20 protein-coding genes and 1 pseudogene are annotated in these 23662 nt (G+C 45.7%); 5 read left to right on the forward strand and 16 right to left on the reverse strand.

What is annotated here, in order from left to right; genetic code table 11:
- Positions 1–51: 51 nt before the first annotated feature.
- Positions 52–1935 (reverse strand): methyl-accepting chemotaxis protein, encoded by a 1884-nt coding sequence (locus EPB59_RS06535; protein ID WP_195706931.1) that lies wholly within the window; start codon positions 1933–1935, stop codon positions 52–54.
- Between the two features lie 404 nt (positions 1936–2339).
- Here EPB59_RS06535 and EPB59_RS06540 point away from each other — a divergent pair, with 404 nt between their 5' ends.
- Both EPB59_RS06540 and mdoH read left to right on the forward strand, forming a co-directional pair.
- Positions 2340–3977, forward strand: coding sequence for a glucan biosynthesis protein G (locus EPB59_RS06540; RefSeq protein ID WP_055050666.1), 1638 nt, complete (start codon positions 2340–2342; stop codon positions 3975–3977).
- Positions 3978–3995: 18 nt separating this feature from the next.
- Positions 3996–6149 carry a glucans biosynthesis glucosyltransferase MdoH gene (gene mdoH / locus EPB59_RS06545; protein WP_055050665.1) on the forward strand — a complete coding sequence of 718 codons (2154 nt, stop codon included), beginning with the start codon at positions 3996–3998 and terminating at the stop codon, positions 6147–6149.
- A gap of 70 nt (positions 6150–6219) precedes the next feature.
- On the opposite strand, the gene EPB59_RS06550 is transcribed toward mdoH, so the two are convergent.
- From EPB59_RS06550 to EPB59_RS06575, 6 genes are all read right to left on the reverse strand, one after another.
- The gene (locus tag EPB59_RS06550; RefSeq protein ID WP_055050664.1) at positions 6220–7224 is read right to left on the reverse strand and encodes a LacI family DNA-binding transcriptional regulator; all 1005 of its coding nucleotides are present in this window, start codon (positions 7222–7224) and stop codon (positions 6220–6222) included.
- 100 nt (positions 7225–7324) lie between these two features.
- Positions 7325–8083: a chitin disaccharide deacetylase gene (gene chbG, locus EPB59_RS06555; RefSeq protein ID WP_055050663.1), complete on the reverse strand. Its 759-nt coding sequence runs from the start codon at positions 8081–8083 to the stop codon at positions 7325–7327.
- Between the two features lie 23 nt (positions 8084–8106).
- Positions 8107–9429, reverse strand: coding sequence for a 6-phospho-beta-glucosidase (locus EPB59_RS06560; RefSeq protein ID WP_055050662.1), 1323 nt, complete (start codon positions 9427–9429; stop codon positions 8107–8109).
- The gene (locus EPB59_RS06565) at positions 9411–9746 is read right to left on the reverse strand and encodes a PTS lactose/cellobiose transporter subunit IIA (protein ID WP_055028554.1); all 336 of its coding nucleotides are present in this window, start codon (positions 9744–9746) and stop codon (positions 9411–9413) included. The genes EPB59_RS06560 and EPB59_RS06565 overlap by 19 nt, the downstream gene beginning before the upstream one ends.
- A 53-nt stretch (positions 9747–9799) precedes the next feature.
- Positions 9800–11131, reverse strand: a complete 1332-nt coding sequence (locus EPB59_RS06570; protein WP_055050661.1) for a PTS sugar transporter subunit IIC — start codon at positions 11129–11131, stop codon at positions 9800–9802.
- Between the two features lie 89 nt (positions 11132–11220).
- Positions 11221–11526 carry a PTS sugar transporter subunit IIB gene (locus tag EPB59_RS06575; RefSeq protein WP_055050660.1) on the reverse strand — a complete coding sequence of 102 codons (306 nt, stop codon included), beginning with the start codon at positions 11524–11526 and terminating at the stop codon, positions 11221–11223.
- A gap of 240 nt (positions 11527–11766) precedes the next feature.
- Here EPB59_RS06575 and cod point away from each other — a divergent pair, with 240 nt between their 5' ends.
- Positions 11767–13062 (forward strand): chitin oligosaccharide deacetylase, encoded by a 1296-nt coding sequence (cod, locus tag EPB59_RS06580; protein WP_154171937.1) that lies wholly within the window; start codon positions 11767–11769, stop codon positions 13060–13062.
- Between the two features lie 111 nt (positions 13063–13173).
- Here cod and EPB59_RS06585 read toward each other — a convergent pair whose 3' ends face one another.
- Entirely contained in the window at positions 13174–14778 is a 1605-nt protein-coding gene (locus EPB59_RS06585; RefSeq protein WP_055028558.1) for a BCCT family transporter, read from the reverse strand.
- 361 nt (positions 14779–15139) lie between these two features.
- Between EPB59_RS06585 and EPB59_RS06590 the strand changes: the two genes are divergently transcribed.
- The gene (locus tag EPB59_RS06590; protein WP_032469891.1) at positions 15140–15616 is read left to right on the forward strand and encodes a MarR family winged helix-turn-helix transcriptional regulator; all 477 of its coding nucleotides are present in this window, start codon (positions 15140–15142) and stop codon (positions 15614–15616) included.
- A 2-nt stretch (positions 15617–15618) separates the two neighbouring features.
- Here the strand turns inward: EPB59_RS06590 and EPB59_RS06595 are convergent, their stop codons facing one another.
- The 6 genes and pseudogenes from EPB59_RS06595 to EPB59_RS06620 form a co-directional block, all read right to left on the reverse strand.
- Complete coding sequence (locus EPB59_RS06595; RefSeq protein ID WP_195706932.1) at positions 15619–16257, reverse strand: response regulator transcription factor; 639 nt, start codon at positions 16255–16257, stop codon at positions 15619–15621.
- On the reverse strand, positions 16250–17605 hold the full coding sequence (locus tag EPB59_RS06600; protein WP_055050656.1) for a cache domain-containing protein: 1356 nt from the start codon (positions 17603–17605) through the stop codon (positions 16250–16252). The genes EPB59_RS06595 and EPB59_RS06600 overlap by 8 nt, the downstream gene beginning before the upstream one ends.
- 106 nt (positions 17606–17711) lie before the next feature.
- Positions 17712–18995 carry a TRAP transporter large permease gene (locus EPB59_RS06605; protein WP_055050655.1) on the reverse strand — a complete coding sequence of 428 codons (1284 nt, stop codon included), beginning with the start codon at positions 18993–18995 and terminating at the stop codon, positions 17712–17714.
- Between the two features lie 9 nt (positions 18996–19004).
- Positions 19005–19543 (reverse strand): annotated as a pseudogene (locus EPB59_RS06610) (TRAP transporter small permease subunit).
- Positions 19544–19645: 102 nt separating this feature from the next.
- On the reverse strand, positions 19646–20740 hold the full coding sequence (locus EPB59_RS06615; RefSeq protein ID WP_195707100.1) for a TRAP transporter substrate-binding protein: 1095 nt from the start codon (positions 20738–20740) through the stop codon (positions 19646–19648).
- A gap of 350 nt (positions 20741–21090) precedes the next feature.
- Positions 21091–21477, reverse strand: a complete 387-nt coding sequence (locus EPB59_RS06620) for a hypothetical protein (protein ID WP_055050860.1) — start codon at positions 21475–21477, stop codon at positions 21091–21093.
- Positions 21478–21648: 171 nt separating this feature from the next.
- Between EPB59_RS06620 and EPB59_RS06625 the strand changes: the two genes are divergently transcribed.
- Complete coding sequence (locus EPB59_RS06625; protein WP_055050653.1) at positions 21649–22332, forward strand: DUF2982 domain-containing protein; 684 nt, start codon at positions 21649–21651, stop codon at positions 22330–22332.
- Here EPB59_RS06625 and EPB59_RS06630 read toward each other — a convergent pair.
- Both EPB59_RS06630 and EPB59_RS06635 read right to left on the reverse strand, forming a co-directional pair.
- The gene (locus EPB59_RS06630) at positions 22329–22985 is read right to left on the reverse strand and encodes an MBL fold metallo-hydrolase (RefSeq protein WP_154171941.1); all 657 of its coding nucleotides are present in this window, start codon (positions 22983–22985) and stop codon (positions 22329–22331) included. The two genes, EPB59_RS06625 and EPB59_RS06630, sit on opposite strands and share 4 nt — an antisense overlap.
- A 63-nt stretch (positions 22986–23048) precedes the next feature.
- Positions 23049–23597: a DUF882 domain-containing protein gene (locus tag EPB59_RS06635; protein WP_055050651.1), complete on the reverse strand. Its 549-nt coding sequence runs from the start codon at positions 23595–23597 to the stop codon at positions 23049–23051.
- Positions 23598–23662: the final 65 nt, after the last annotated feature.

The following is a 23662-nucleotide window of genomic DNA, read 5'->3' on the forward strand; positions in this document are numbered from 1 at the left end:
AAAAGAAAAGGAGCGCAGAAGCACTCCTTTTGACTCTAGTCTATCTTCAACTTACAGTTTGAAGCGACGGATCTCTTGCTCAAGCTCATGTGACAATTCAGACAACTGTGTCGCTTGCTCAGCGGCAGAATGTGCTTCTTGCGCAAGATCGTTCGACACATCACGAATACCCACCGTATTGCGAGTAATCTCCGACGTTACCGACGCCTGTTCTTCTGCCGCAGACGCAATTTGTGTTGCCATATCGCTGATGCGCTCTACTGTTTTGTGGATTTGCTCCAAGCTGACCGATGCTTCATTCGCATCTGCAACGCTGGTGTCTGCCAAACGACGGCTATCATCCATAATGCCCACCGCTTTACCAGTGGTCGCTTGTAGCGTTTCGATCATTTGTTGAATTTCTTTAGTTGATGCGTGGGTGCGTTGGCTTAGTACACGAACCTCATCCGCAACGACAGCAAACCCACGACCTTGTTCACCGGCTCGTGCCGCTTCAATCGCCGCATTGAGAGCCAACAAGTTAGTTTGCTCAGCAATGTTTTGAATGGTCGACAGAATCGTGCTGATCTGGTGACCATGGGCTTCCAATTCTTGGATAACCTCAGTCGCGACTTGAACTTCTTCGGCCAATGACTGAATCGAACGCTGAGTTTGACTCACTTGACCACTGCCGTGCACACATGCCGTAACCGCTTCACCGGAATTTTGTGCCGTATGGTCAGCATTCCCAGCAATCTCCTGAGTGGCCGCCGCCATCTCATTGATCGCAGTAGCAACCATATTGATTTCATCTTGCTGTAAACGAATACGGCTACTGCGTTCTTCTGCTTGTGCCGCCGTGACTTTCGCTTGTTGCGCCAAGGCCGCAGAGACTTGGCTCAGCTTAAGTATCATCGTATGCATATTGCCTACAAAGGTATTAAAGTTGCTCGCCAGTTGCCCAACCTCATCATCACTACGTGGCTCTAAACGCTGGGTGAGATCCGCATCTCCCGACGCAATTTCTTGTAGAGCTTTAGATACACGACCTAAATCACGGAACAGGAAACTCACCAACCAAGAAACAATGGCAACCACAATCACAGTGATCAGCAGCGCTGTAGTAATAAGGCCAGTCAGTAATTCAGAATGTGCCGCGAACTCGGTCCGGGTGTCCATTTGAATCGCGAAGTACCAAGGAGTTTCTGGCACAGCAGCAAAGAAGAAGAATTTCTCTACTCCATTTAAGCTAAGCGACACTAGTTCACCTTGCTGAGCGGCACGCTCAATGGTTCGCATATCCAATGCTGAGGAGAGTGTTGTCACAGGTTTTAGCAAAAGGGATTTATCAGGATGCGCAAGGAAAGAACCGTCTTGACCATCGATCAACATTGTTTGAGCTTCTTTTCCTGCGTCCATGCTGATCACATCTGCAATTAGTTGATCAATCAACACATCTGCACCAACCACACCGTTCATGTTGCCATTTACGCGAATCGGCTCTGCGATAGTGACTAAAAGGGCCCCCGTAATGGCGTCACTGTAGGCCGTCGTAATAATCTGTTTTCCCGCACTTGCGGCATCTTTATACCAAGGGCGAGTACGTGGATCGTAATCCGCACGGTTACGTTCAGGGTGTGAACGGTACATTGCCCCTTGTGTGGTGCCATAGAAAATATCATCGAAGCCCCCCGCATTACGGGCCTGTTGTAAATAAGGTACAACGTCTTGCGCATCGATATGAGAATTAAATGCCGAACTGATCGATTTACGAATTGAAATCCAGTCAGAAATACCTTTTGCAGCGGTGGAAGAAATGGCGTCAGCGCGAGTGTATACCGCATTGCTGGTCTGCTGTTGCAGTTGACCGGCGGAAAGCCAAGTCAATGCCGTCGCCATCACCACCACTGCAGATAAACTTGCACCAATTAGTTTGTGTTTTAGTGTGAGTTTCATTATGTCAAACAATAGGTTGGAACCAAGGAACGGCGATAATAAACACTATTTGATTAACTCGCACTCGTTTTGTCATTTTTTCTCACAACTTATCACAGACCAAATTTAACCATTTATGTTATAAGGCTTTTAGTAACAAACTATTGACTGCTGCCAAATTTTTATCGCCACCATAGTGTGATTTTCATTCCAAAAACACATATAACTAAAGGATATAAGCTTATGAATAGAAAATATCTGATAAAGACAATTATCAACAACATATGTTGTGCATTTTTTTACAGTTCTGATATCTTTCGCGCTGAATGAGAATTGTGATGTCCTGCGATACCGTCCGGTAAGCAAAATTACAGTAAACTCTTGAGCAATCTTCGTATTCCACTTTGTTATCGGTTCATTTTTATATGATTCGTGTGTCCAGTGCCGTGCAACGCCACGCGCAAAAACTGATTGTACTTTTTTCCCTGTTGTTTGGGGCTTCTCTACTGATGTCTGATAATGGCTTTGCTACAGATATTAAAAACACAGAAACTTCTCCATCAGTGAATACTGAACCCGCTAAGCCCGTCAAAACTGGCGACACCAGAAGCGTGGTTCGCTTTGCAAAAACTGGGGCGTTTGATAACGACACGGTCGTTCGTCTTGCTCGCCAGTTAGCGAAAAAGCCTTATATTGCCTTAAAAGATCCGCTGCCAGAAAGCTTGGCTAACATCAGTTATGATGAGTACCGCGATATTCGTTTTAAACCCGAGAGCGCCGTGTGGAAAGCCGACGGTTTGCCTTACCAAATGCAGTTATTCCATCGTGGTTTCTTCTTCCAAGATCTGATTGAAATTGCCCTAGTTGAAGGAAACCAAGCGACCCACTTGAGTTATGACCCAAGTATGTTTAGTGCTGGCGAAGTGTTACAACAGAACCTACCTACCGAAGATATCGGTTATAGCGGTTTGCGTGTGCACTACCCTCTAAATAGCGCTTCTTATTTCGATGAATTGTTTGTCTTCCAAGGTGCGAGTTATTTCCGTGCACTAGGAAAAGGTAATGCCTACGGTCTTTCTGCTCGTGGTTTAGCGATTAAGACAGCCGATCCGGCAGGAGAAGAGTTCCCAATCTTCCGTGCATTTTGGGTAGAGAAACCCAATTACGACACGAACCTGATTGTGGTTCATGCACTGCTTGATAGCCCAAGTGTTTCTGGTGCTTACCGCTTCTCGATTCGTCCAGGACAAAACACTCGAATGGATGTCGAATCGGTCTTGTTCCCTCGTGTTGAAATTACAAAAGTAGGTCTCGCACCTGCAACCAGTATGTACATGCATTCTCCGAATGGTCGTCAACAAACCGATGATTTCCGCCCTTCCGTTCATGACTCTGATGGTTTACTGATGATTAACGGTCGCGGAGAGCGTTTATGGCGTCCACTGGCAAATCCTCGCACTCTTCAAGTCAGTGCTTTTATGGATAACTCTCCTCAAGGCTTTGGTTTAATGCAACGTGAGCGTGATTATGCCAACTACCAAGATTTGGAAGCGCATTACGAAAAACGTCCAAGCCTATGGGTTGAACCTGTGGGTAACTGGGGTGCGGGTGCCGTTGTATTGACTGAGATTCCAACTCAATCAGAAATTCATGACAACATCGTAGCTTTCTGGAAACCAGCCCAACCGCTCGCCGCTGGCAGTGAATATCGATTCTCTTATCACCTGAATTGGGGTGCGAAAGCTGAAGAGAATCCACAAGCAATCATTGTTAGCCGTACGGCAAGTGGGCGTGCAGATATCGCGAAACCGACGCCAAAACGTCTGTTTGTGATTGACTACCAAGTACAAGGTGACAAGCCAGCACAAATGCCAGAGCCTAAAGTTCGCACGAATGCCGGTGTGATTAACAATGTCGTTATTCGCGACAATCCAGCGACTAATGGCTATCGCCTGTCATTTGAATTTGATCCTGGTGAAGTAGAATTGGCTGAGTTACGTGCTGAGCTGACTTTACAAGATTCGCGTCCAGTAGAAACTTGGTTATACCGCTGGACCCTGTAGTAAGCTCTCGGATTTTTTATGACAAACCCTATGGTTGAACAAGGTGCCTCCCAGTTAATGGGAGGTGCTGCTATGCCGCCAGAACAACATGGTGAAATGCCAGAGCAAAACCTAAAACGACTTAGTGAAGGTTTTCCTCGCTCTCCTATTCAAGCGGATGGAGTAAAATCCAATCCGCTGCGCCGCGTGTTCGTTGTTGGCTTTGCGTTACTGCTCTCTGTTTTTGCAATCTTTGAAATGCGCGGTGTATTTTTAGTGGGTGGCTTAACCCCTATCGAGTATGCCGTGTTAGTCCTGTTTGCCATCAACTTCTGTTGGATCGCTCTGGCGTTTTCTAGCTCAATCGCGGGGTTTTTCGTTTTAACGAGCCGCAAAAAAGCCACTGTAATTGAACAACCTTTAACCACACGCACCGCGATCTTGATGCCAACTTACAACGAGTCACCCGATCGTGTTTTTGCCGCGGTTGAAACCATGGCCTTAGCGCTTACGAAAACAGAGCATGGTCATGCGTTTGACTGGTTTATTCTCAGTGATACCACCGATCCTGAAGTGGCCTTAGCCGAAGAACAAGCTTTCTGGTTACTGCGCCAACAAACCGCAGGCCAAGCCAAGGTGTACTACCGCCGCCGCCGTAAGAATATTGCGCGTAAAGCAGGTAACATCGCAGACTTCTGCCGCCGTTGGGGCTCAGCTTACGATCACCTATTGGTTTTGGATGCTGACAGTGTGATGCAACCAAGCACTATGATTTCGTTAGCTCAACGTATGCAAAGTGACCCAGATGCAGGCTTAATTCAAACCATTCCAGCGTTGATCAACGGTACAACTCTGATGGCTCGCGTGCAGCAATTTGCCGCACGAATTTATGGTCCTATCGTCGGAACAGGCTTAGCTTGGTGGGTGCAAAAAGAAGGCAACTTCTGGGGACATAATGCGATCATTCGCACTGAAGCCTTCATGAGTGCGGCCGGATTACCCCATTTATCTGGTCGTCCACCGTTTGGAGGGCATATTCTCAGCCACGATTTCGTTGAGGCTGCATTGATTCGTCGTGCTGGTTGGAGTGTCACCATTGCGGCGGATCTGAGCGGTTCATTTGAAGAGTGCCCACCGTCAATCATCGATTTGGCGGTACGCGATCGTCGTTGGTGTCAAGGTAACCTGCAACACAGTCGAATCATCGGTTCCAAAGGTCTACACTGGATTAGCCGCTTACATTTAACCACTGGCATTATGTCTTATCTCTCTTCGCCATTTTGGTTATTGCTGATCTTGTCTGGTTTGTTGCTCGCACTGCAAGCGCACTTTATTCGCCCAGAATATTTTACTGAACAATTCTCGCTCTTCCCAACATGGCCAGTAATGGACTCAGCACGAGCATTACAGCTGTTCTATATCACCATGGGCATCTTGTTCAGCCCGAAAATATTCGGCTTGCTGCTACTGATGTTTGATGGCGAAATGTGCCGCACTTTGGGTGGGCGCTTTAAAGTCATGCTCAGTGCGATGACTGAAATTTTACTTTCAGCGTTAGTCGCTCCAATCATGATGTTAATCCACTGTGGTGCTGTCGTTTCTATCCTATTTGGTCGAGATAGTGGCTGGGCACCACAACGTCGAGATGATGGTAGTTTACCGATCAAAGACTTACTCTACCGACATCGCTGGCACATGACGGCAGGCCTCTTACTTGGTTATGCAGCCATGCTTGATTCTTGGACGCTGCTCGCGTGGATGTCCCCCGCTCTGATTGGATTGTGGCTCTCGGTTCCTCTCTCTGGGATCACGGCGTCGCATGCTATTGGTTCGTGGTTTAAAAAAATGCATATCCTTGCTACACCTGAAGAAATCGAAACACCTGCTATCGTACTGGCAGCACAGGCTCGTCGAGAAGAGTATGTGGTTGATCTACAGGAAGTATGGAGTGCACGTATGGTTCTTGCTGACCATAATCTCATTGCGCTGCATATTGCTATGATGGATAAACTCCCCTCTCGTCAATCAGGCTCGGCGATTGAACCTTTAGATGCGGTAGCACGCATCAAAGTACAAGAAGCCGAAAGCCAAGAGAGTTTATTAGCTTTGCTGACCAAAGTAGAGCTGAGCTATGTTTTGGGTAACCCACTCTTAATACAGCAAGTCGCAAAACTACCACCAACGGTGTGTTAAGCACCCATCTTCGTGTCGCTTACCAATTTTGGCTAAGCGACACGCCTTAGATCTTTCCTTACTTTAGATGTTAGACATGCGACAAGGTTTGGTCTGCGTTACGCGTTTTTAAGATAGGGCTAAAACATTGCAAGCCAGAGGCTGGCTGCTGTTTCACCATTGCAATCAAGGATTGAACAGCGGCTCGTGCCATTTCACTGATTGGGAAGTGCACTGCCGTTACCGTAGGATATAAACTTTCGCACAAATCAACACTATCAAAACTCACCAGTGAAATTCGTTCTGGCACAGGGATACGCTGTTCATGCAAATATTGCAGTGCTCCCGTGGTCATCTCTTCGCTGCAAGAAAAAACACCCGTAACATCCGGATGTCGCTCTAACAACTGCTGCATCGCAGAATAACCACTATGTCGGCCATAGTTGCCCTCTTCACATAGGGTCTGTATTGGAGCAATCCCTGCATGACTTAAAGCATCGAGGTAACCTTGTAGACGTAAGCGGCTATTGTGCCGATGCAAAGGTCCTGTGATACACGCTATTTTCTTATGTCCTTGCTTTAATAAATGATTTACAGCCAATTGACTTGCACCGCGGTGATCGAAAGTAATGCAGCGATCTTCCAAACCTTCAACATGGCGATCTAACAACACAAAAGGCGTCGGTTGTTGAGCCAAAACTCGTAAATCATCATCAGATAAATATCGACTGTGTAGAACGTAACCATCGCAACGCAGATCGTGGAAACGTTGGATTGCGTCTCTCTCACCTTGAGCAGAGTGATGGCCTTGAGCAGTGATCAAAAACTTCTGGTGCATATCTAACTCTGTTTGCACCTGTTCCATCATCTCACCAAAAAATCCACCGGTGTAGAAGGTGACCAACAGACCTACGATATTGGATGAGGACGTCGCTAGAGAACGCGCGATAGCACTCGGACGATAATTAAGCTGAGACATCGCTTGCTCAACTTTACGCCGAGTCTCTTCTTTAAATTTACCCTCACCGTTGATGATTCTAGATACAGTGGAGCGATTGACACCCGCGAGTTCAGCCACATCTTTAATTCTTGCCATATTAGAGCCTATAGGAAGCCAGAAACTTCAGAAAAACAAGGAACTGCCAGCTTTCACGACAAACCGCCATGGAAGCGGCAACCCGGCGAGACAAAATTCATCATACACAGGAGTGACTAGGAGCAGAAACCAAAGCCGAATAATCCGTGACTTCGATATCATGCATAATCAACATTTGTATTAATTGTGAACTGGTTAGAATTCGTAGTTCTTCTTCCCTTTGCTTTGCATAACCACTGCACTGTTCCAATAAAGCATCAACATAAGCTGGGTGGCACATAATCTCCACAAGCTCGAAACGATTTTTTAGCTCAAGTAAATGATTGACCAAGCGCTCGATACCCAAACGTTCATCGTAGAAAAAATCGCTAAAGCGATAACGACACCCAAACTCTTCTTCACTTGCAAGCCCCACAGCCCGCAGTGGCACTTGGTATTTTTGCGCCACTTCATAAATGATAGGGGCAAATTGTGGATGCGTATGGGCGTGGTGATGACTATCCAGATGACTTAAAGTAAGCCCGAGCTTCAGAAAATGTTCGACCTGAGCGATAGCTTCATGGTAGATCGCTTCAGGTTGATAGTCTCTACGCTGCCAAAAATCACGGTAGGCGGTACAGACGCCATGTTCATCAGTTAAGTTTCTTTCCCCCGTTAAAGGGCGCCCTGTCGTAAATCTCAGATGAAGGCCAATTTTTAATTCAGGAAACTGTTTAGCCAGTTCAACAGCATGCCGTTCCGCAGCCATGCCTACCATCAAGGTTGTTGATTTCACGACCCCATCACGATGTGCTTTGACGATGCCTTCATTCACTCCTGGCGTCAGCCCAAAGTCATCGGCGTTAAAAATTACCTTCATCTCGAGATTCACCTTAAGCAAAGTTACAACGACGTCAGTTTAAACTGAGGTAAGTAAGCTGCATTTTCACGCAGAATATCATCCAAAATCGCTTTGGCTCGACCAATATCGGGGACGAGAGGGTTATTCGTTAGAGCCATTAATGCGAGGTGGTAATCACCATGCACCGCTGCTTCGATTGCAAGCTGTTCATAGGCTTTTACTTGATGTAGCAAACCACTGATTTTCGGTGAAAGCTCTCCGACAACAATGGGTTTTGCCCCCCAACTTCCCACCACAGCACTACACTCAATGACCGCATCGTGCGGCAATGAACTGATCGCTCCATTATTCAGAACATTGACAACATGAATACCATTACGATTATTGTAAATGGCATCCACTAGATTTAAGGATGCATCCGAATAATATGCGCCACCACGGGCTTCCAACTCTTTAGGCTTATGGTCTAAATTGGGGTCTTGATAAAGCTCAAATAACGCTTTCTCGGTTGCCATAACCTGCTCAGCACGAGTCCCTTTCTCTTTCGCACTTTGCTGCTCCTCAGCAAGCATGGCATCGGTTTGATAGAAGTAACGATGGTATGGACAAGGTATCGCACCGAGTGCTTTTAAAAACTCAGGATCCCACGGTTCCTCCCAGATATTTTTCATACTGAAATTGGCACCATCACCGACTTTCTCCAATACAGTTTGGGTAATATTTTCTCCATCAAGCCATGCTTGATGAACCCAAACCAAATGGTTCAAACCTGCAAACTCAAGCTGCAACGCTTTCGGGTCGCACTCCATCATTTCCGCGATCATCATCTGCATAGAAACAGGAACATTACATAATCCTATGCTTTTGACTGTAGAATACTTACTGACGGCTTCAGAAACCAAACCAGCAGGATTGGTAAAATTCAGCATCCAAGCGTTGGGGGCGAGCTCTTCAATATCTCGGCAAATATCCAATATGACGGGAATCGTTCTAAGTGCTTTAGCAAAACCACCAGGCCCTGTGGTTTCTTGCCCAATCACATCATATTTCAATGGAATACGTTCATCACTCGCTCTTGCTGCGAGTCCTCCAACACGAAACTGAGTCATGATAAAATCCGCATCGGCAATCGCCTCTCGACGATCAAATCCCGCTTTAATTTCGATGTCAGCCCCAACCTTGTCGACCATTCTTTGGGCGAGTTCACGAATGATATGTAGCTTTTCTGCCCCTGCTTCAATATCGACAAAGTGCAATTGTTTGACTGGTAGAAACTCTAATCTTTTAAGAACACCCTCAACCAACTCGGGGGTATAACTGCTCCCCCCACCGATGATCGCCAGCTTTAATGCATTTCGAGACATTTCGTTCCCTCACTCGCTAGCTGTTTGTGTAAGGCCACCATCTCTGTTGCCATTTCTTGCGCAAGTATTGTGGTCATTAAGTGATCTTGAGCATGCACCATCACTAAGGTCATAGATACTTTGCCTTCACCTTGGTCCTCTTCAATCAATTGGGTTTGAATGAGGTGGGCTTTATTTAAGCACTCTTTGGCTTGACGCAATTTATCTTCTGCCAAATCAAAGGATTTTGTTCGCGACAAACGCAATGCCTCATAGCACAGACTTCTCGCTTCACCTGCATTGCAGATGATTTCCATCACGACCATTTCTTGTTCCATATTTCTCTCCCTAGGCTAAGGCCACCCAATAGGAGCAGCCTTAGCCAATACAGTTATGCTGTCACACCTTGCCCGCTAGGTTCAGCGACTTTAGCCTTCATCTCTGCAGGTTGCTCTTGTTCAAGCACTTGTTTTTCAAACATTTTGAAGAACGGCAAGTAGATAAATAGATCAAGAATAAGCAAACCTATAACCAGCAACACAGGAGTCAATGTCCAACCACTTCCCCAAGATGCACCGATAATTGCCGGCGTGGTCCAAGGTGTCGTCGCAACCCCCATTCCAACAAAACCAAGCTGGATAGCGAAATAAGAGATCGTAGCGTTGATCACCGGGGCAAAAACAAATGGCAGGAACAAAATTGGGTTCATAACCACAGGGCTACCAAAAATGACCGGTTCGTTGATTTGAAAAAATCCAGGAACCGCACTCATTCGACCGATACTTTTCAGATGCGCAGAACGGCTGAATGACATCAGAATAACGAGCGCGAGTGTTGCCCCAGAACCACCAATGAAAATATAAAAATCCCAGAATGGTTGAGTAAAAATATTCGGCACAGGCTGGCCAGTAACAAACGCATCGATATTGGCACTAATGTTGGTTAAGAAGATAGGAGACAGTAAGCCCACCACAATCGCAGCGCCATGAATCCCTGCAAACCAGAGCAACTGACACACCAACAATGCACCAATGATGGCTGGCAAAGTATTCGAAGCACTGATCAAAGGCTTAAACATCGCCATAACAGCATCAGGGATCAACATGCCATATTCGGCTTGTACAAAAAGGCTCAGTGGATAAAGCGTCACAAAAATTGCTAGGACAGGCAACAAAACTTCAAATGAGCGAGCAATCGCCGGTGGCACCTGCTCAGGCATACGAATGGTGATGTTATGTTTTTTCATAAAGCGGTACAGTTCCACCGCAAAAAAAGCACACATCACCGCAGTGAAGATCCCTGTTCCCCCCATGTGAGCCATAGATAGCGTGTCATCTTTAGCGGGAGCAGCCACCAACAAAAAGCTCATTAATGACAACACCGCACTCGTGATGCCGTCCATTTTGTAGGCTTTCGCTAGGCTGTATGCCACACCCAATGAAACAAATATCGTCATGATTCCCATAGACATATTAAAGGGCATCATGATCATATCGAAATGGGTTGTAGCAAAATCTAACCACACTCGACCAAAGGTGTTCGTGGTATCTTCAGCAAAAGGAGGAAAAGCAAAAATTAAAATAAAACTACCCACAATAATAAATGGCATCGCCACAATAAAGCCGTCACGCATCGCTCTCACATGGGGCTGATTCCCCACCTTTGCCGCGATGGGCGCTATATGCTTCTCTACGATTCCAATTATCGCATCATAAAGCTTCATAGAATTCACCTTATATTTAGATAAAGAGTTACCCCATCCTCATTTAATCAATGAGGATTGAGTGGAAATATTTTCTGTTAAAGAAATATTTAGTTAATTAAATCTAATGCTTGCTGAAGAACTTCATCACCTTTCATCATGCCGTAAGCTTGAGGTGAGATGGCAGCAATACTTTTACCGTATTCGTTAGCTGTCTTGCGTAACTCTTCTAACTGAAAACGAACTTGTGGCCCCAGTAAACAGACATCGTATTCTTGAATTGCGTCTTCAAACGCATTGACTGACAGTGCATCAATCTTACAATCAATACCTTTAATTTCAGCAGCTTGCTGCATTTTTTTAACTAACATGCTGGTAGACATGCCAGCACTACAACAGAGTAGGATTTTTTTCATGCTCAAACTTCCCTTGTTCAAATATCGACCTAAAAACTGTAGCAAATTAAATTCACATTAAAAAGCGCAACCGGTTGCGTTATTCGTGAACAAAATCCCATTTCGGATAGTTAACGCTATTTTTATCGATGTACTTCTGGATAGGATGATCAGAGAAAATAAATAAGTCTCACTGGTAGACTTGTTATTTCTATCAATATAAACACTAACAACGTCACCCTGAATTTCTTATTTAAACAAATGGAAATGAATATGAAATTAAAAAAACTGGCTTTATTCACTGCAATGGCTTTTGCCATTTCAGCCCCTGCACTGGCCTCCGGCACACCTAAAGGTACGATTTATCTGACTTTTGATGACGGTCCGATCAACGCTTCGATCGAAGTGATAAAAGTATTGAACCAAGGTGGTGTTAAAGCGACGTTTTATGTTAATGCTTGGCACCTAGATGGCATCGGTGATGAAAATGAAGATCGTGCTCTAGAGGCGCTCAAATTTGCACTGGATTCAGGCCACATTGTCGGCAACCACAGCTACGATCATATGATTCACAATTGTGTAGAAGAGTTTGGTCCAACCAGCGGCGCAGACTGTAATGTTACGGGCAATCATCAAATCAACTCTTATCAAGATCCTGTTCATGATGCGGCCACTTTCGAGCAAAACCTGATCACGCTGGAGAAACATCTGCCAACCATTCGTAGTTATCCGAATTACAAAGGTAATGAACTCGCTCGCCTCCCTTACACCAACGGTTGGCGGGTTACAAAGCATTTTCAAGCCGATGGTTTATGCGCCACATCAGACAATTTAAAACCTTGGGAGCCGGGTTATGTTTGCGATCCAGCTAACCCGTCGAATAGTGTAAAAGCCTCGATTGAGGTACAAAACCTTCTTGCCAATCAAGGCTATCAATCTCATGGTTGGGATGTAGATTGGGCACCTGAAAACTGGGGCATCCCTATGCCGGCCAACAGCTTGACCGAAGCCGTACCCTTTTTACGTTATGTAGATAACGCCTTGAATAACTGCTCACCCGCGACCATCGAACCAATTAACTCAAAAGCTCAAGAATTTCCCTGTGGTACCTCACTTCACGCAGATAAAGTCATTGTGCTAACACACGAGTTTCTATTTGAAGACGGGAAACGGGGCATGGGGGCAGCGCAAAACTTACCGAAGCTTGCGGAGTTCATCCGCATCGCCAAAGAAGCCGGCTATGTCTTTGATACTATCGATAACTACACTCCGCTTTGGAGCGTTGGCAAAACGTATCAATCCGGAGAGTATGTTTTACATCATGGTGTCGTGTACAAAGCGGTGACGACTCACACCGCGCAAGAAGACTGGGCACCGTCTTCGACTTCAAGTTTATGGATCAACGCAGATCCATCGACAAACTGGGCTCTCAATGTTTCTTATGAACAAGGAGACGTCGTCAACTATAAAGGTAAGCGCTATTTAGTTAGTGTCCCTCATGTTTCTCAACAAGACTGGACACCAGACACTCAGAACACCTTATTCACAGCTTTATAAAAAGCTGCTCCTATCTATCGCAAGGTAGCTTGCGCGGAGAATCCTCCGCGCTTTTTTTGTGAACATATAGAACCTTTGAGCCGCCATCCAGTTATCTGAGGAGAGCTTTTCTTAACGATGATTCAATATTTTCGTTTGCTCTGTGAATTCAGGTTCTGTTTTTAATCCTTTCCACAGACTGACACACATCAACAATAAGATGACGGTAAAGGGTAACGCGGTTGAAATCACCCCTGCTTGCAGAGCTTGTACGGCCTCAGTTCCACCAATCCATAACAAGGCAATCGCAACCGCCCCTTCTAATACGGCCCAGAAGATACGTTGCAACACCGGAGAATCCAATTTACCTCCCGATGTAATACTGTCGATCACCAGTGACCCCGAATCTGATGAGGTGATAAAAAACACCAAGACCAGCACGACCGCAATCACCGAAAGCACATTGCCATAAGCCAATGAATCAAACATTTGGAACATCGCTAACGACACATCCGTTAAGCCATTTTGCCCCAACACACCCACCTTGTTGATCACATCGTCAATCGCTAGGCCACCAAATACCGACATCCAAACTAATGTTACTAATGTTGGGATGAGCAGTACCGCCACAATAAATTCACGAATGGTTCGGCCTTTCGAAACGCGGGCGATGAACATCCCCACGAAAGGAGACCATGAAATCCACCACGCCCAGTAAAATACGGTCCAACCTTGAAACCACACTTCATCTTCACGACCATGGGGATTACTCAGTGGAATGATATTTTGCAAATACGCTAGCAGCGTGGTCGGGATTGAAGTAAACGTCACGCTATAACCAATCACCGCAACGAGTGCGAGCAGCAAAAAAGCCACAATCATATTGATGTTTGAGATGACTTTAACTCCACCATCAATACCACGCACCACCGACAGGGTGGCTAAACCAGTCACTACACAGATCACCACAATTTGTAACCCAATACCTGATTCAAACCCAAACACGTGGTGAATGCCCGATGCGGCTTGCTGCGCACCCAACCCCAATGAAGTTGCCAAGCCAAATAAGGTTGCTAACACCGCCAGAATATCCACAATATGCCCAGCCCAGCCCCAAGCTCGATCACCCAGCAAAGGATAAAACACCGAACGCATTGAAAGTGGCAACCCCTTGTTATAACAAAAGAAAGCCAGTGACAGTGCCACTATTCCATAAATAGCCCATGGATGGAGTCCCCAGTGGAACATCGTTGCACCCATCGCAAGTTGTGCCGCTTGTGGGGTATTCGCTTCCACGCCCAGTGGAGTTTCATACCAGCCTGTGTAGTAAGCCACTGGCTCAGCAACACTCCAGAACATCAAGCCAATCCCCATTCCGGCAGCAAACAGCATAGCTAACCAAGATACAAAAGAATGATCTGCCTTTGCTGCCTGCCCCCCAAGGCGTATCTTGCCATACGGAGACAATACCAAGCCGATACAGAACAATAGAAAAAGGTTGCCTGACCAGATAAATAGCCAATCAAAACTGGCAATAATACTCTGCTTTATCGCGTCTAACCCTATTTTGGCTTGGTGAGCATCCACCAATACAGCCAACAATAAGAATGCGGCGATCAAACCCGCACTGATCCCAAAGACAGGATTGTGCACATCGAATCCCCATTTTTGTACATTGTCTTGACCTACGGTGTAGTCCGTATTGTCGATACTGTACTTATCAATTTCTTGTGTCATGTTTCCTCTCTGAGTCATATAAATCGAACTCAATAACAATGACAACAAAGCATTTTCATTTTAAAAAACACAAATTGCTTTGTGCTCATTGTTAATTCCATTCATAAAAAGCATGATTATTTTACATAGATCACAGAAAAGATCCAGTTATACACGCATTTAATCACTAAAAACCCAGTATATATGGATTTTTCATGATTAAATCGAGCATACTGAAACCCTAAAATACATTGATATCAAAACATATTAATTAAAATCAATTTGACAAAATAGGTGTTCAATAGAGAAGAGTTCAATGCTTTTAAAAACAGAAGAAGTGAGGTAAGGTTCGCGCCTGAGTCATCGTAATGTGGGCACCATTGTGGAAAAGCACGAAGAAGTATTAGTCGCACTCCGTCAGATCATCCGCGCGATCGATCTACACTCTAAAAAACTCAATAAAGATGCAGGGCTCACCGGTCCGCAACTGATTTTGATGCGCTCAATTAACGATTTAGGTCAAGTCACGATTCGTGAACTCGCAGTTCACACCAACATGAGCCAAGGCACTGCCACAACTATTTTGGATAGATTAGAGCGCAATGGGTATGTGCAGCGCGTGCGTAGTAACAGTGATAAACGTAAAGTTCATGCTCACTTAACCGATGAAGGGCGTAAACTGTTGGCCCAAGCCCCTCAGCCTTTGCAAGAAAGTTTCGTTGAGCAATTTCACCAACTACAAGATTGGGAGCAGAGTTTACTTCTCTCCTCTGTTCAACGAATTTCAGCCATGATGAATGCGCAAGACATGGATGCAGCCCCAATGCTCACGATTGGCAGCATTACTCAACCGGAATAAAGTTACTCTAACAAGCCGTGTTGTAATGCGTATTGCGCTAATTCCGCAGTGGAGTGAATATCGAGTTTATGCTTGATGTTTTGGCGGTGAGTTTCTACGGTTCGATAACTGATATTGAGCAAGGTCGCGATTTTCTTGCTGCTACACCCTTGTGCGACGAGGCGTAAAATCGCCTCTTCGCGGCGGCTAAGTGGGTTAGGTTTATTAGCCATAGGTAAAATTTCTTGGCTAAACAGTGTAGACGTGGTCGATTCACAAAAATACGTCGCCCCTTGGTGAACGGTTTTTATTGCCTGCACCATTTTGAGCGCGGAAATTTCTTTGAGCATGTACCCCATCGCGCCGGCTTGCATTACTTGCATAATGTACTCTCGATTATCATGCATCGTCAGCATCAACACTTTGGTGTGCGGGGCTTCTTCTTTAATTAAACGGGTTGCATCAATACCATTCATGGTCGGCATGCTGACATCCATCAACACCACATCCGGTTGATGCAGTTTAACTAACTCCAATGCTTCTAAACCATTGCTGGCCGTTGCAACCACATCGATTTCAGGCTCTTGCTCTAAGCGGGCAATAAAACCATCCAATACCACTTGATGGTCATCCACCATCACGACTCTGATTGGTTTATCCATAAACTGATCCATCTAATTTCAACAATACCGTGATTTCAGTACCTAGTTGTGGCTCGCTACTTAATTCAAATTCACCGCCAATGAATTCCACCCGCTCACGCATGTTACGCAGGCCAATGCCGCGTTTTTGCAACGCCTCTTTACTGGAGAAACCCACCCCATCATCACGTACCATGAGTTGCAACATGTCACCCATTTGCTGTAATAACACAGTGACTTTACGTGCTTTGGCATGCTTTTCGATATTGTTAAGCGATTCCTGCACAACACGATATAGCGTGGTCGCCACTTCCGACTTTAATCTTCCTGGCTGGGTATCAAACAGCATTTCAATCTCCATTTGTGAGTGAAGCTTGAAGTCCTCTAGCAAAGTGGTCAACGCGGCTTGCAAACCCAAATCATCCAATGCACTTGGGCGCAAATGATGCGAAATACGCCGAACTTCGTTAATCGCGGTCATTAAGGAAAGCTGAGATTTTTCTAAATGCATCAACTGCTTTGGATCCTTCAACTGGCTTCCCAACAATTCAAGATGGCACTTGCTAGAAACGAGAAGTTGGTTAATCCCATCATGCAGTTCACGCGCGAGATGTTTCTTTTCATCCTCTTGAAAAAGAACTGTTTTATGCACCAGATCTTTCAAGTTTTTATCTGCTAAACGGTGCTCATGCAGGTTAATTGCTAATGTCAGCACCACGATGACCGCGACTGTAACGATCACAATCACCACCACAGAGAAGAAGGTGGTATCGATGTTAGCGTTAATCGCCGCTTGCATCTTTTCCACTTCGTGGCTGACATCTTCAATGTATAGACCCGTACCAATCATCCATTGCCAATCATCAAGCCAAGCGGAATAGCTGAGTTTAGGTACGGTTTCCCCCGTCGAAGGTTTACGCCATAAATACTGATGATAACCACCACCAGATTGAGCTTGGAACAGCAGAGCTTGAATCAGGTAATCGCCCCGTTCATCTTGCAGTTCCCACAAGTTCTGTCCAATCAATTCCGGCTGAGTAGGATGCACTAAGTTTGTACCTTGCGCATCGTACGCAAAAAAATAACCATCAGAACCATAGCGAATGTTGGTTAATACGGCTTTCACCTGCTTTTGGGCTTCTGCTTCGGTTAAGTTCGGGTTGTCGGCGATTAATCGCACGGCATCGAATGCCACGTCAACACTGTCTTTTAACGATGTTTCACGCTCTTCAATCAACTTGGCGCGAAAGATCTCGACCTCACGTTGACCTAAGGTTTTAGCTTGATGAATCGAGATCCAACTGATACTTGCCGTCGCAAGTAATAGAGGCAGTAAAGCCAGTAAAATCAATTTGGCTTTGAGAGGCATTCCTTTTCCTCATACAAAAACTGCTTTCCGACCTTTCGAAAAGCAGTTTCACTCTAGCAACTTGTACGTAACGATTGAATTTCAATGCGCTCAGTCTTGAGTCGGATCACATTCCATAAAAACTTGGAAACACCATCAGCGAGATGAGCACCAAGATCTGAATCAGGATAAAAGGCACCACACCGCGATAAATATCCATGGTTGTGACTGATTTGGGCGCAACCCCTTTCAAGTAGAACAAACTAAAACCAAACGGCGGCGTTAAAAACGATGTCTGTAGATTCATCGCAATCAAGATCGCAAACCAAGTCATATTGACATCCAATAGCACCGCCACTGGTGCAAGGATGGGGACGATAATGAAGCAGATTTCCACGAAATCGATGAAGAAACCGAGGATCAAAATAACCAGCATGGTGACAATCAAGAAACCCCATTTGTCTCCTGGCAAATTCATCATCCATTCTTCAACTAGTTCATCTCCCCCAGTGTAGGTAAAAGCCATGGAGAATGCCGTTGCACCAAGCAAAATCGCAAACACCATTGCGGTCACTTTGACGGTTTCTTTAGAGGCATCATACACCATATGCCAACTGAACTGGCCGTAAGCTAACGCCAGTAAAATCGCCCCTGCACCACCTAATGCCGCCGATTCTGTCGGTGTGGCAACGCCCGCGAATATAGATCCCAATACGACAATAATCAGAGCCAGCGGTGGGATCACCGCTTTCAGTGCTTTAATCACTTCTTGACGGCGAGAAAGCTCGGCGTCCGGCGCAATCGGCATCGCGGCTTGCGGGTTTAATTTGGCGTAAATCAAAATGTAAATGATGTAAGCCGCAACCAGCATCAACCCTGGCCACAGCGCCGCTTGGAACAGATCTCCAACCGGCACACCCAATACGTCACCCAACAGAATCAAAACAATAGAGGGGGGAATAATTTGTCCAAGTGTACCCGATGCGCAAATCGTGCCGCAGGCCAAGCCTTTGTCATAGCGATATTTGAGCATAACTGGCAGTGAAATCAGCCCCATGGCAACCACTGAAGCACCGACTACGCCAGTCGATGCCGCCAGTAAAGTCCCGACTAACACAGTAGAAATCGCTACACCACCATGAATACCACCAAACAAACGCCCCATTGATTCAAGTAACTGTTCCGCCAGTTTGGTTTTTTGCAGTACTAGCCCCATAAACACGAACAGCGGTACCGCCATCAATACCGTGTTTTCCATAATCGACTGAATGCGATAAGGCATAAAAGCAAACATTTCGATGCCTTCAGCCCAAACGCCAAAAATCAGTGCAATGCCACCAAAAGTAAACGCAACAGGAAAACCCAGTAATAACGCAAACAGGGCAACGATAAACATTACAATACCAATCATACGTTTCCCTTACTTCAGTTGGTTTAAGTCGGCATGCATAAGACGAGGGTTGAACATTTTATTAAGCGAATGGATCAATAAACCTAATCCACTGATCGTCATAAAAATAAATGAAACCGAAATCATAGACTTGATCAGCCAGCGATATGGCAAGCCCCCGGGTCACCAGAGGTTTCACCAAGCTCATAACTCTCTTTGGCAAAGTCGATCCCAAAATAAGCCACTAAGAGACAGAACGGCAGAAGAAAGAAAAGAGTGCCAAGAATATCAATCACCGCTTGTGCTCTAAGAGACAAACGTTCATAGAAAATATCTACTCGAACATGGCCACCGGCTTTAATCGCATAAGGAACGCCGAGCAAAAACACTGCGGCAAACAGATGCCATTCCAATTCTTGAAACGCGATAGAAACATCGTTAAAGGCATAGCGCATGATGACGTCATACACGACGTTCACCACTAATAAAATAAACAGAATACTGGAGACCCACCCCAGTAGATCGCTCAAACGGTTAAACATCCGTTCAATATAAATCAGACTTCTCATTCCCAACTCCCTGTCTAATCACATTGCTCCGTGTCACTGACGTGCACGGAGCTTTATCGTTATGTGCTTTTCTTAGGCTTCCTGCACACGCAGTTCAGCTTATCACTGCGCTTCACTGTTGAGATAGGCACGAAGTGAGATATCAGTCCAACTGCGGGTTTGTTTTAGGTAATTGGCTTGTGACTCTTGAATTTCTTTCGCGAGAGGATCTTCTGCCGCGTGTTTCGCTAACAAGCGATCGTTGGCTTCACGCAGAGCTTTGATGACCGGCGCTGGGAAAGTTTTCACTTTCACATTAGGAAACTCTTGCGTGATAGATACCCAGTTCTTGCCACTTTCATGGACAGACTGAACATACATATCATAAGCGGCAGTGCGCATCGCAACACGCAAGATTTCGCGCAGATCTTCTGGCAGTTTCTCCCACGTGCGCTTATTGACTAAGAATTGCAGTTCCGTTGCTGGCTCATGCCAACCTGTGTAGTAATAAGGCGCAATCTTGTGGAAACCCATACGTAAATCCAGTGATGGACCTACCCACTCTAACGCATCAATCGTGCGCCGCTCTAATGAGGTATACAGCTCTCCTGGAGCAATATTGGTTGGTTTGGCACCAAGCTCGGCTAATACTTCGCCCGCAAAACCCGGGATACGCATTTTTAAACCTTGTAGGTCTTCAACGGTATTGATCTCTTTTTGAAACCAACCACCCATCTGCACATCGGTATTGCCGCCAGGGAAAGAGAGCATGTTATGAGGTGCATAGACTTTATCCATCAACTCCATACCACCGCCATGATAGAACCACGCGTATTGTTCCGCCGTTGTCATACCAAAAGGCATCGAGGTGAAATACAAGGTGTTAGGCACTTTGCCCTTCCAATAATAGGACGCTGAATGTCCCATATCGTATTGACCCGATTTCACCATATCAAATACCCCCAGTGGGGCTTTGTGTTTATTCGCGGAATCGATACGGATCTGCAAACGGCCATTCGACATTTTCTCGGCCATAGCTGCCATATTTTTGGTCGTGTCACCAAAAATCGGGAAGTTCGGCCCCCAGGTTTCTGCTAGCGTTAAGCGATAAACTTTCTCTTCTGCAAAAACAGAAGTGGTTAGCAACGCAACACCTGCCGCAATCAGCAGCGCACTTCGTTTAATGACTCGTGATACGGATTGATGGATAAGACTCATTGTTTGACGTCCTTGGTTATCAATACCTGCGCACCCTGCGACAGGCTCATCACCAATGTGGTCGATTTTCATCGCAGAAAAAATCGGCGAGACCACGCAGACACTTAACAAAGCGTGTTGGCAAATTCGCTATTAGTCGTAAGTAATAACACGTAGGAGAAGTTTTAAAATAATTTAAAAACAGTTACATAAAGACTAATCAAACTCAGTCTAACTAGAAAAATACCTAGTAATTCTTTCGGGAGAGAGTTTAAAGAAAAGAGTAAAAAATGTGACAAAGATACAGCCAAACGCTGAGAACCATAGGTAGTAGAAAGGCAAAGCTCCAAAAATGGAGCTTTGCAAACAGCTTACACCGCTAATGTATAAGTAACTTTATTACCCGCTTGGTTCTTCTCAACCAGCTTCTCATCCAACAGTTTTTTGAGTGCACCGGCAGCCCATGCCGAAGCTTTCGCTTCATCTTGACCAGCGATTAAACCGATGGCTTTCGGGTTAATACCCTCAACCGCATCACGCACAATATCAAGAACTTGCTGCTGTTTTGGAGTCAGTTGGCAAATCACCGTTGGCGCTGCCACTTGCTTGGTTTTGTTTGCAGAAAGGGGCTTTGAGTGCACAGGTTGTACTTGTTGTTGCACAGGCGTGCTCGATTTTACCGTAGCAAGGTTTGCAACGATGGCTTTAATGCGCTTTTGCAGCTTGGCCTGCACTTTACGCTTGTGAGCGAGTCTCATCGGGTTGGTCTCCATTTTACTGCCCAAAGGCAGTGGTAAAATTTTGAAGCGCGCTTTATAACAAATTACGTCTACAGTTTGTAGGGATGAGGTCAAGTTCTCCGCGACAATTGCTCTTCTTCCCGTTTGCATGGCTATAATTTGTGCGAAGTGCGTTAACACGAGGAACCTATGCCAACCTTGCAGCTCTACAATCATCAACTGCATTTTACCCCGAAGATCCTCGCTGGGGTTGCCTTGCTTGCGAGTGTGCTCATCATCGGAGTGTTTTGGCTTGCACAAACAGCACTGCAAGCTTTGGTTGGCGTACTCGCTCTTTTGATATGGGGAGCATTGGCTTACTGGCTAATACTTAAAGGACAAGTAGCCTACACCTTAACCACCACCCATTTTCAACAACATTTCTATCAAGGTGGTTGGGTAGTAAAGTGGAATAACATCAGCCAAATTGGCGTATGTAGCTATGAGCGTGATGGCTGGCATCAGCCATTACCTTGGGTGGGGATTCGCTTAAAAGAGTATGCACCTTATCTTAATAGCATCTGTCCGCGACTTTCTACCCAAGTGCTGCTCAGTCAACGAGCTTTGCTCTATTTAGGTGCTCAACAACAAGCGAGACAAGATCAGTTTGAAGACTTGGTTTTAGACTCAACGCCTTACGTCGATGTACAGGGCAATCAATACCATGGGTTACAAGCCATGCTAGCTAATCGAATGCATCATCAACGTGAGTTTTTTGGGTACGATCTGTTTATCTCAGAGCAGGATTTAGATCGCAGTGCGGAAGAGTTTGTCGGTCTGACTCGGCGCTATCTTGCCGCGGCCGAGCCAGAGTACCGTTTTACAGCGGCTTAATAGAGTGGCATTTCATCGGCAACGTAAGGGTTACTTGCGCGTTCACGTCCGAAAGTCGATTTCGGTCCATGGCCGGGAATGAAAGTTACATCGTTGCCCAGTGGCCACAACTTATTCTTAATCGAAGCGATGAGAGTGTTGAAATCCCCTTGTGGGAAATCAGTACGGCCAATGCTGCCGTTGAATAACACATCACCGACAAACGCCAGTCGAGCTGAATCACTAAACAACACGATATGGCCCGGTGTATGACCCGGAGTATGCAGAACTTGCAGGGCTTGATTACCAAACGTGACCACGTCACCGTCATTCAGCCATTGATCCGGTTCAAATGCTTCAGTAGGAGGGAAACCAAACATTTTACTTTGCCCTTCCAAGCCTTGCAGCCAAAAGTTATCGGCTTTGTGTGGTCCGACAATACGAGTACCACCAAGAGCTTCAGCCAGTGGCTCTGTGCCACCAACATGATCAAGATGACCATGAGTCAGTACCAGTTGGGTCACTTTCACACCAAGTTCAGCAATCAACATCGCCAGTTGCTTCACATCACCGCCCGGATCCACAACGACCCCTTCCATGGTTTCATCGCACCACACGATCGAACAGTTTTGAGAAAACGCCGTAACTGGCACCACCTGATATTGTAAAGACATAAACCTATCCTGTCTGATTCTTAATTGGCTGGCACTATGTCACTAACGCCTGCCTTTGACAAGTTAGGCTCCAACCCATTGGCGCACAGGTCCGGTGTCAATATGGATAAACTGGCTTTTCGGATAGTAACCCACCCCACCGACCTGCAAACTAATCGCAGCTTCACGGATTTTCTTCAACGAAACACCATCTAAACGAAAATCGATGGCTTGTCCGGACATATGGTAGCTTTTTTTCGCTACGCCTTTTGACTTTTTGCGTAACTGTTTGTTGGTTGCTGGAGAGCGGTAACCCGAAACAATATGCACTTCCGCTTGAGTGCCTAATAACTGTTGAATCTGGCATAACTGATCAAACAGCACTTTGTCCATGGGATGAACTTCGTCACGACGAAAATCACGACACAAGTAATTCAATCGCTTCAATTCTGAACGCACATAGTTTTTACCATTGAAATAACGCGTTTCAATGCTTTCGCCCGTGTGCAAATTACTCAAGGCCAATTCTCTTGGCTTAGCGGCATAACTTGCGAGCGCGATGCTTGGCGTACATGCAGCTAGAATCAATCCGCCTGCGGTCAGTTTTAAAAAGTCTCGTCGTGTTGTCTGCACTTTATTACCTACCGAACTGGGTTTTATCGGTACGGAAAGTACCGAACTCTGGGTTCGATATCAAA

This window comes from Vibrio metoecus, assembly GCF_009665255.1.
Classification (GTDB): Bacteria; Pseudomonadota; Gammaproteobacteria; order Enterobacterales; family Vibrionaceae; genus Vibrio; species Vibrio metoecus_B.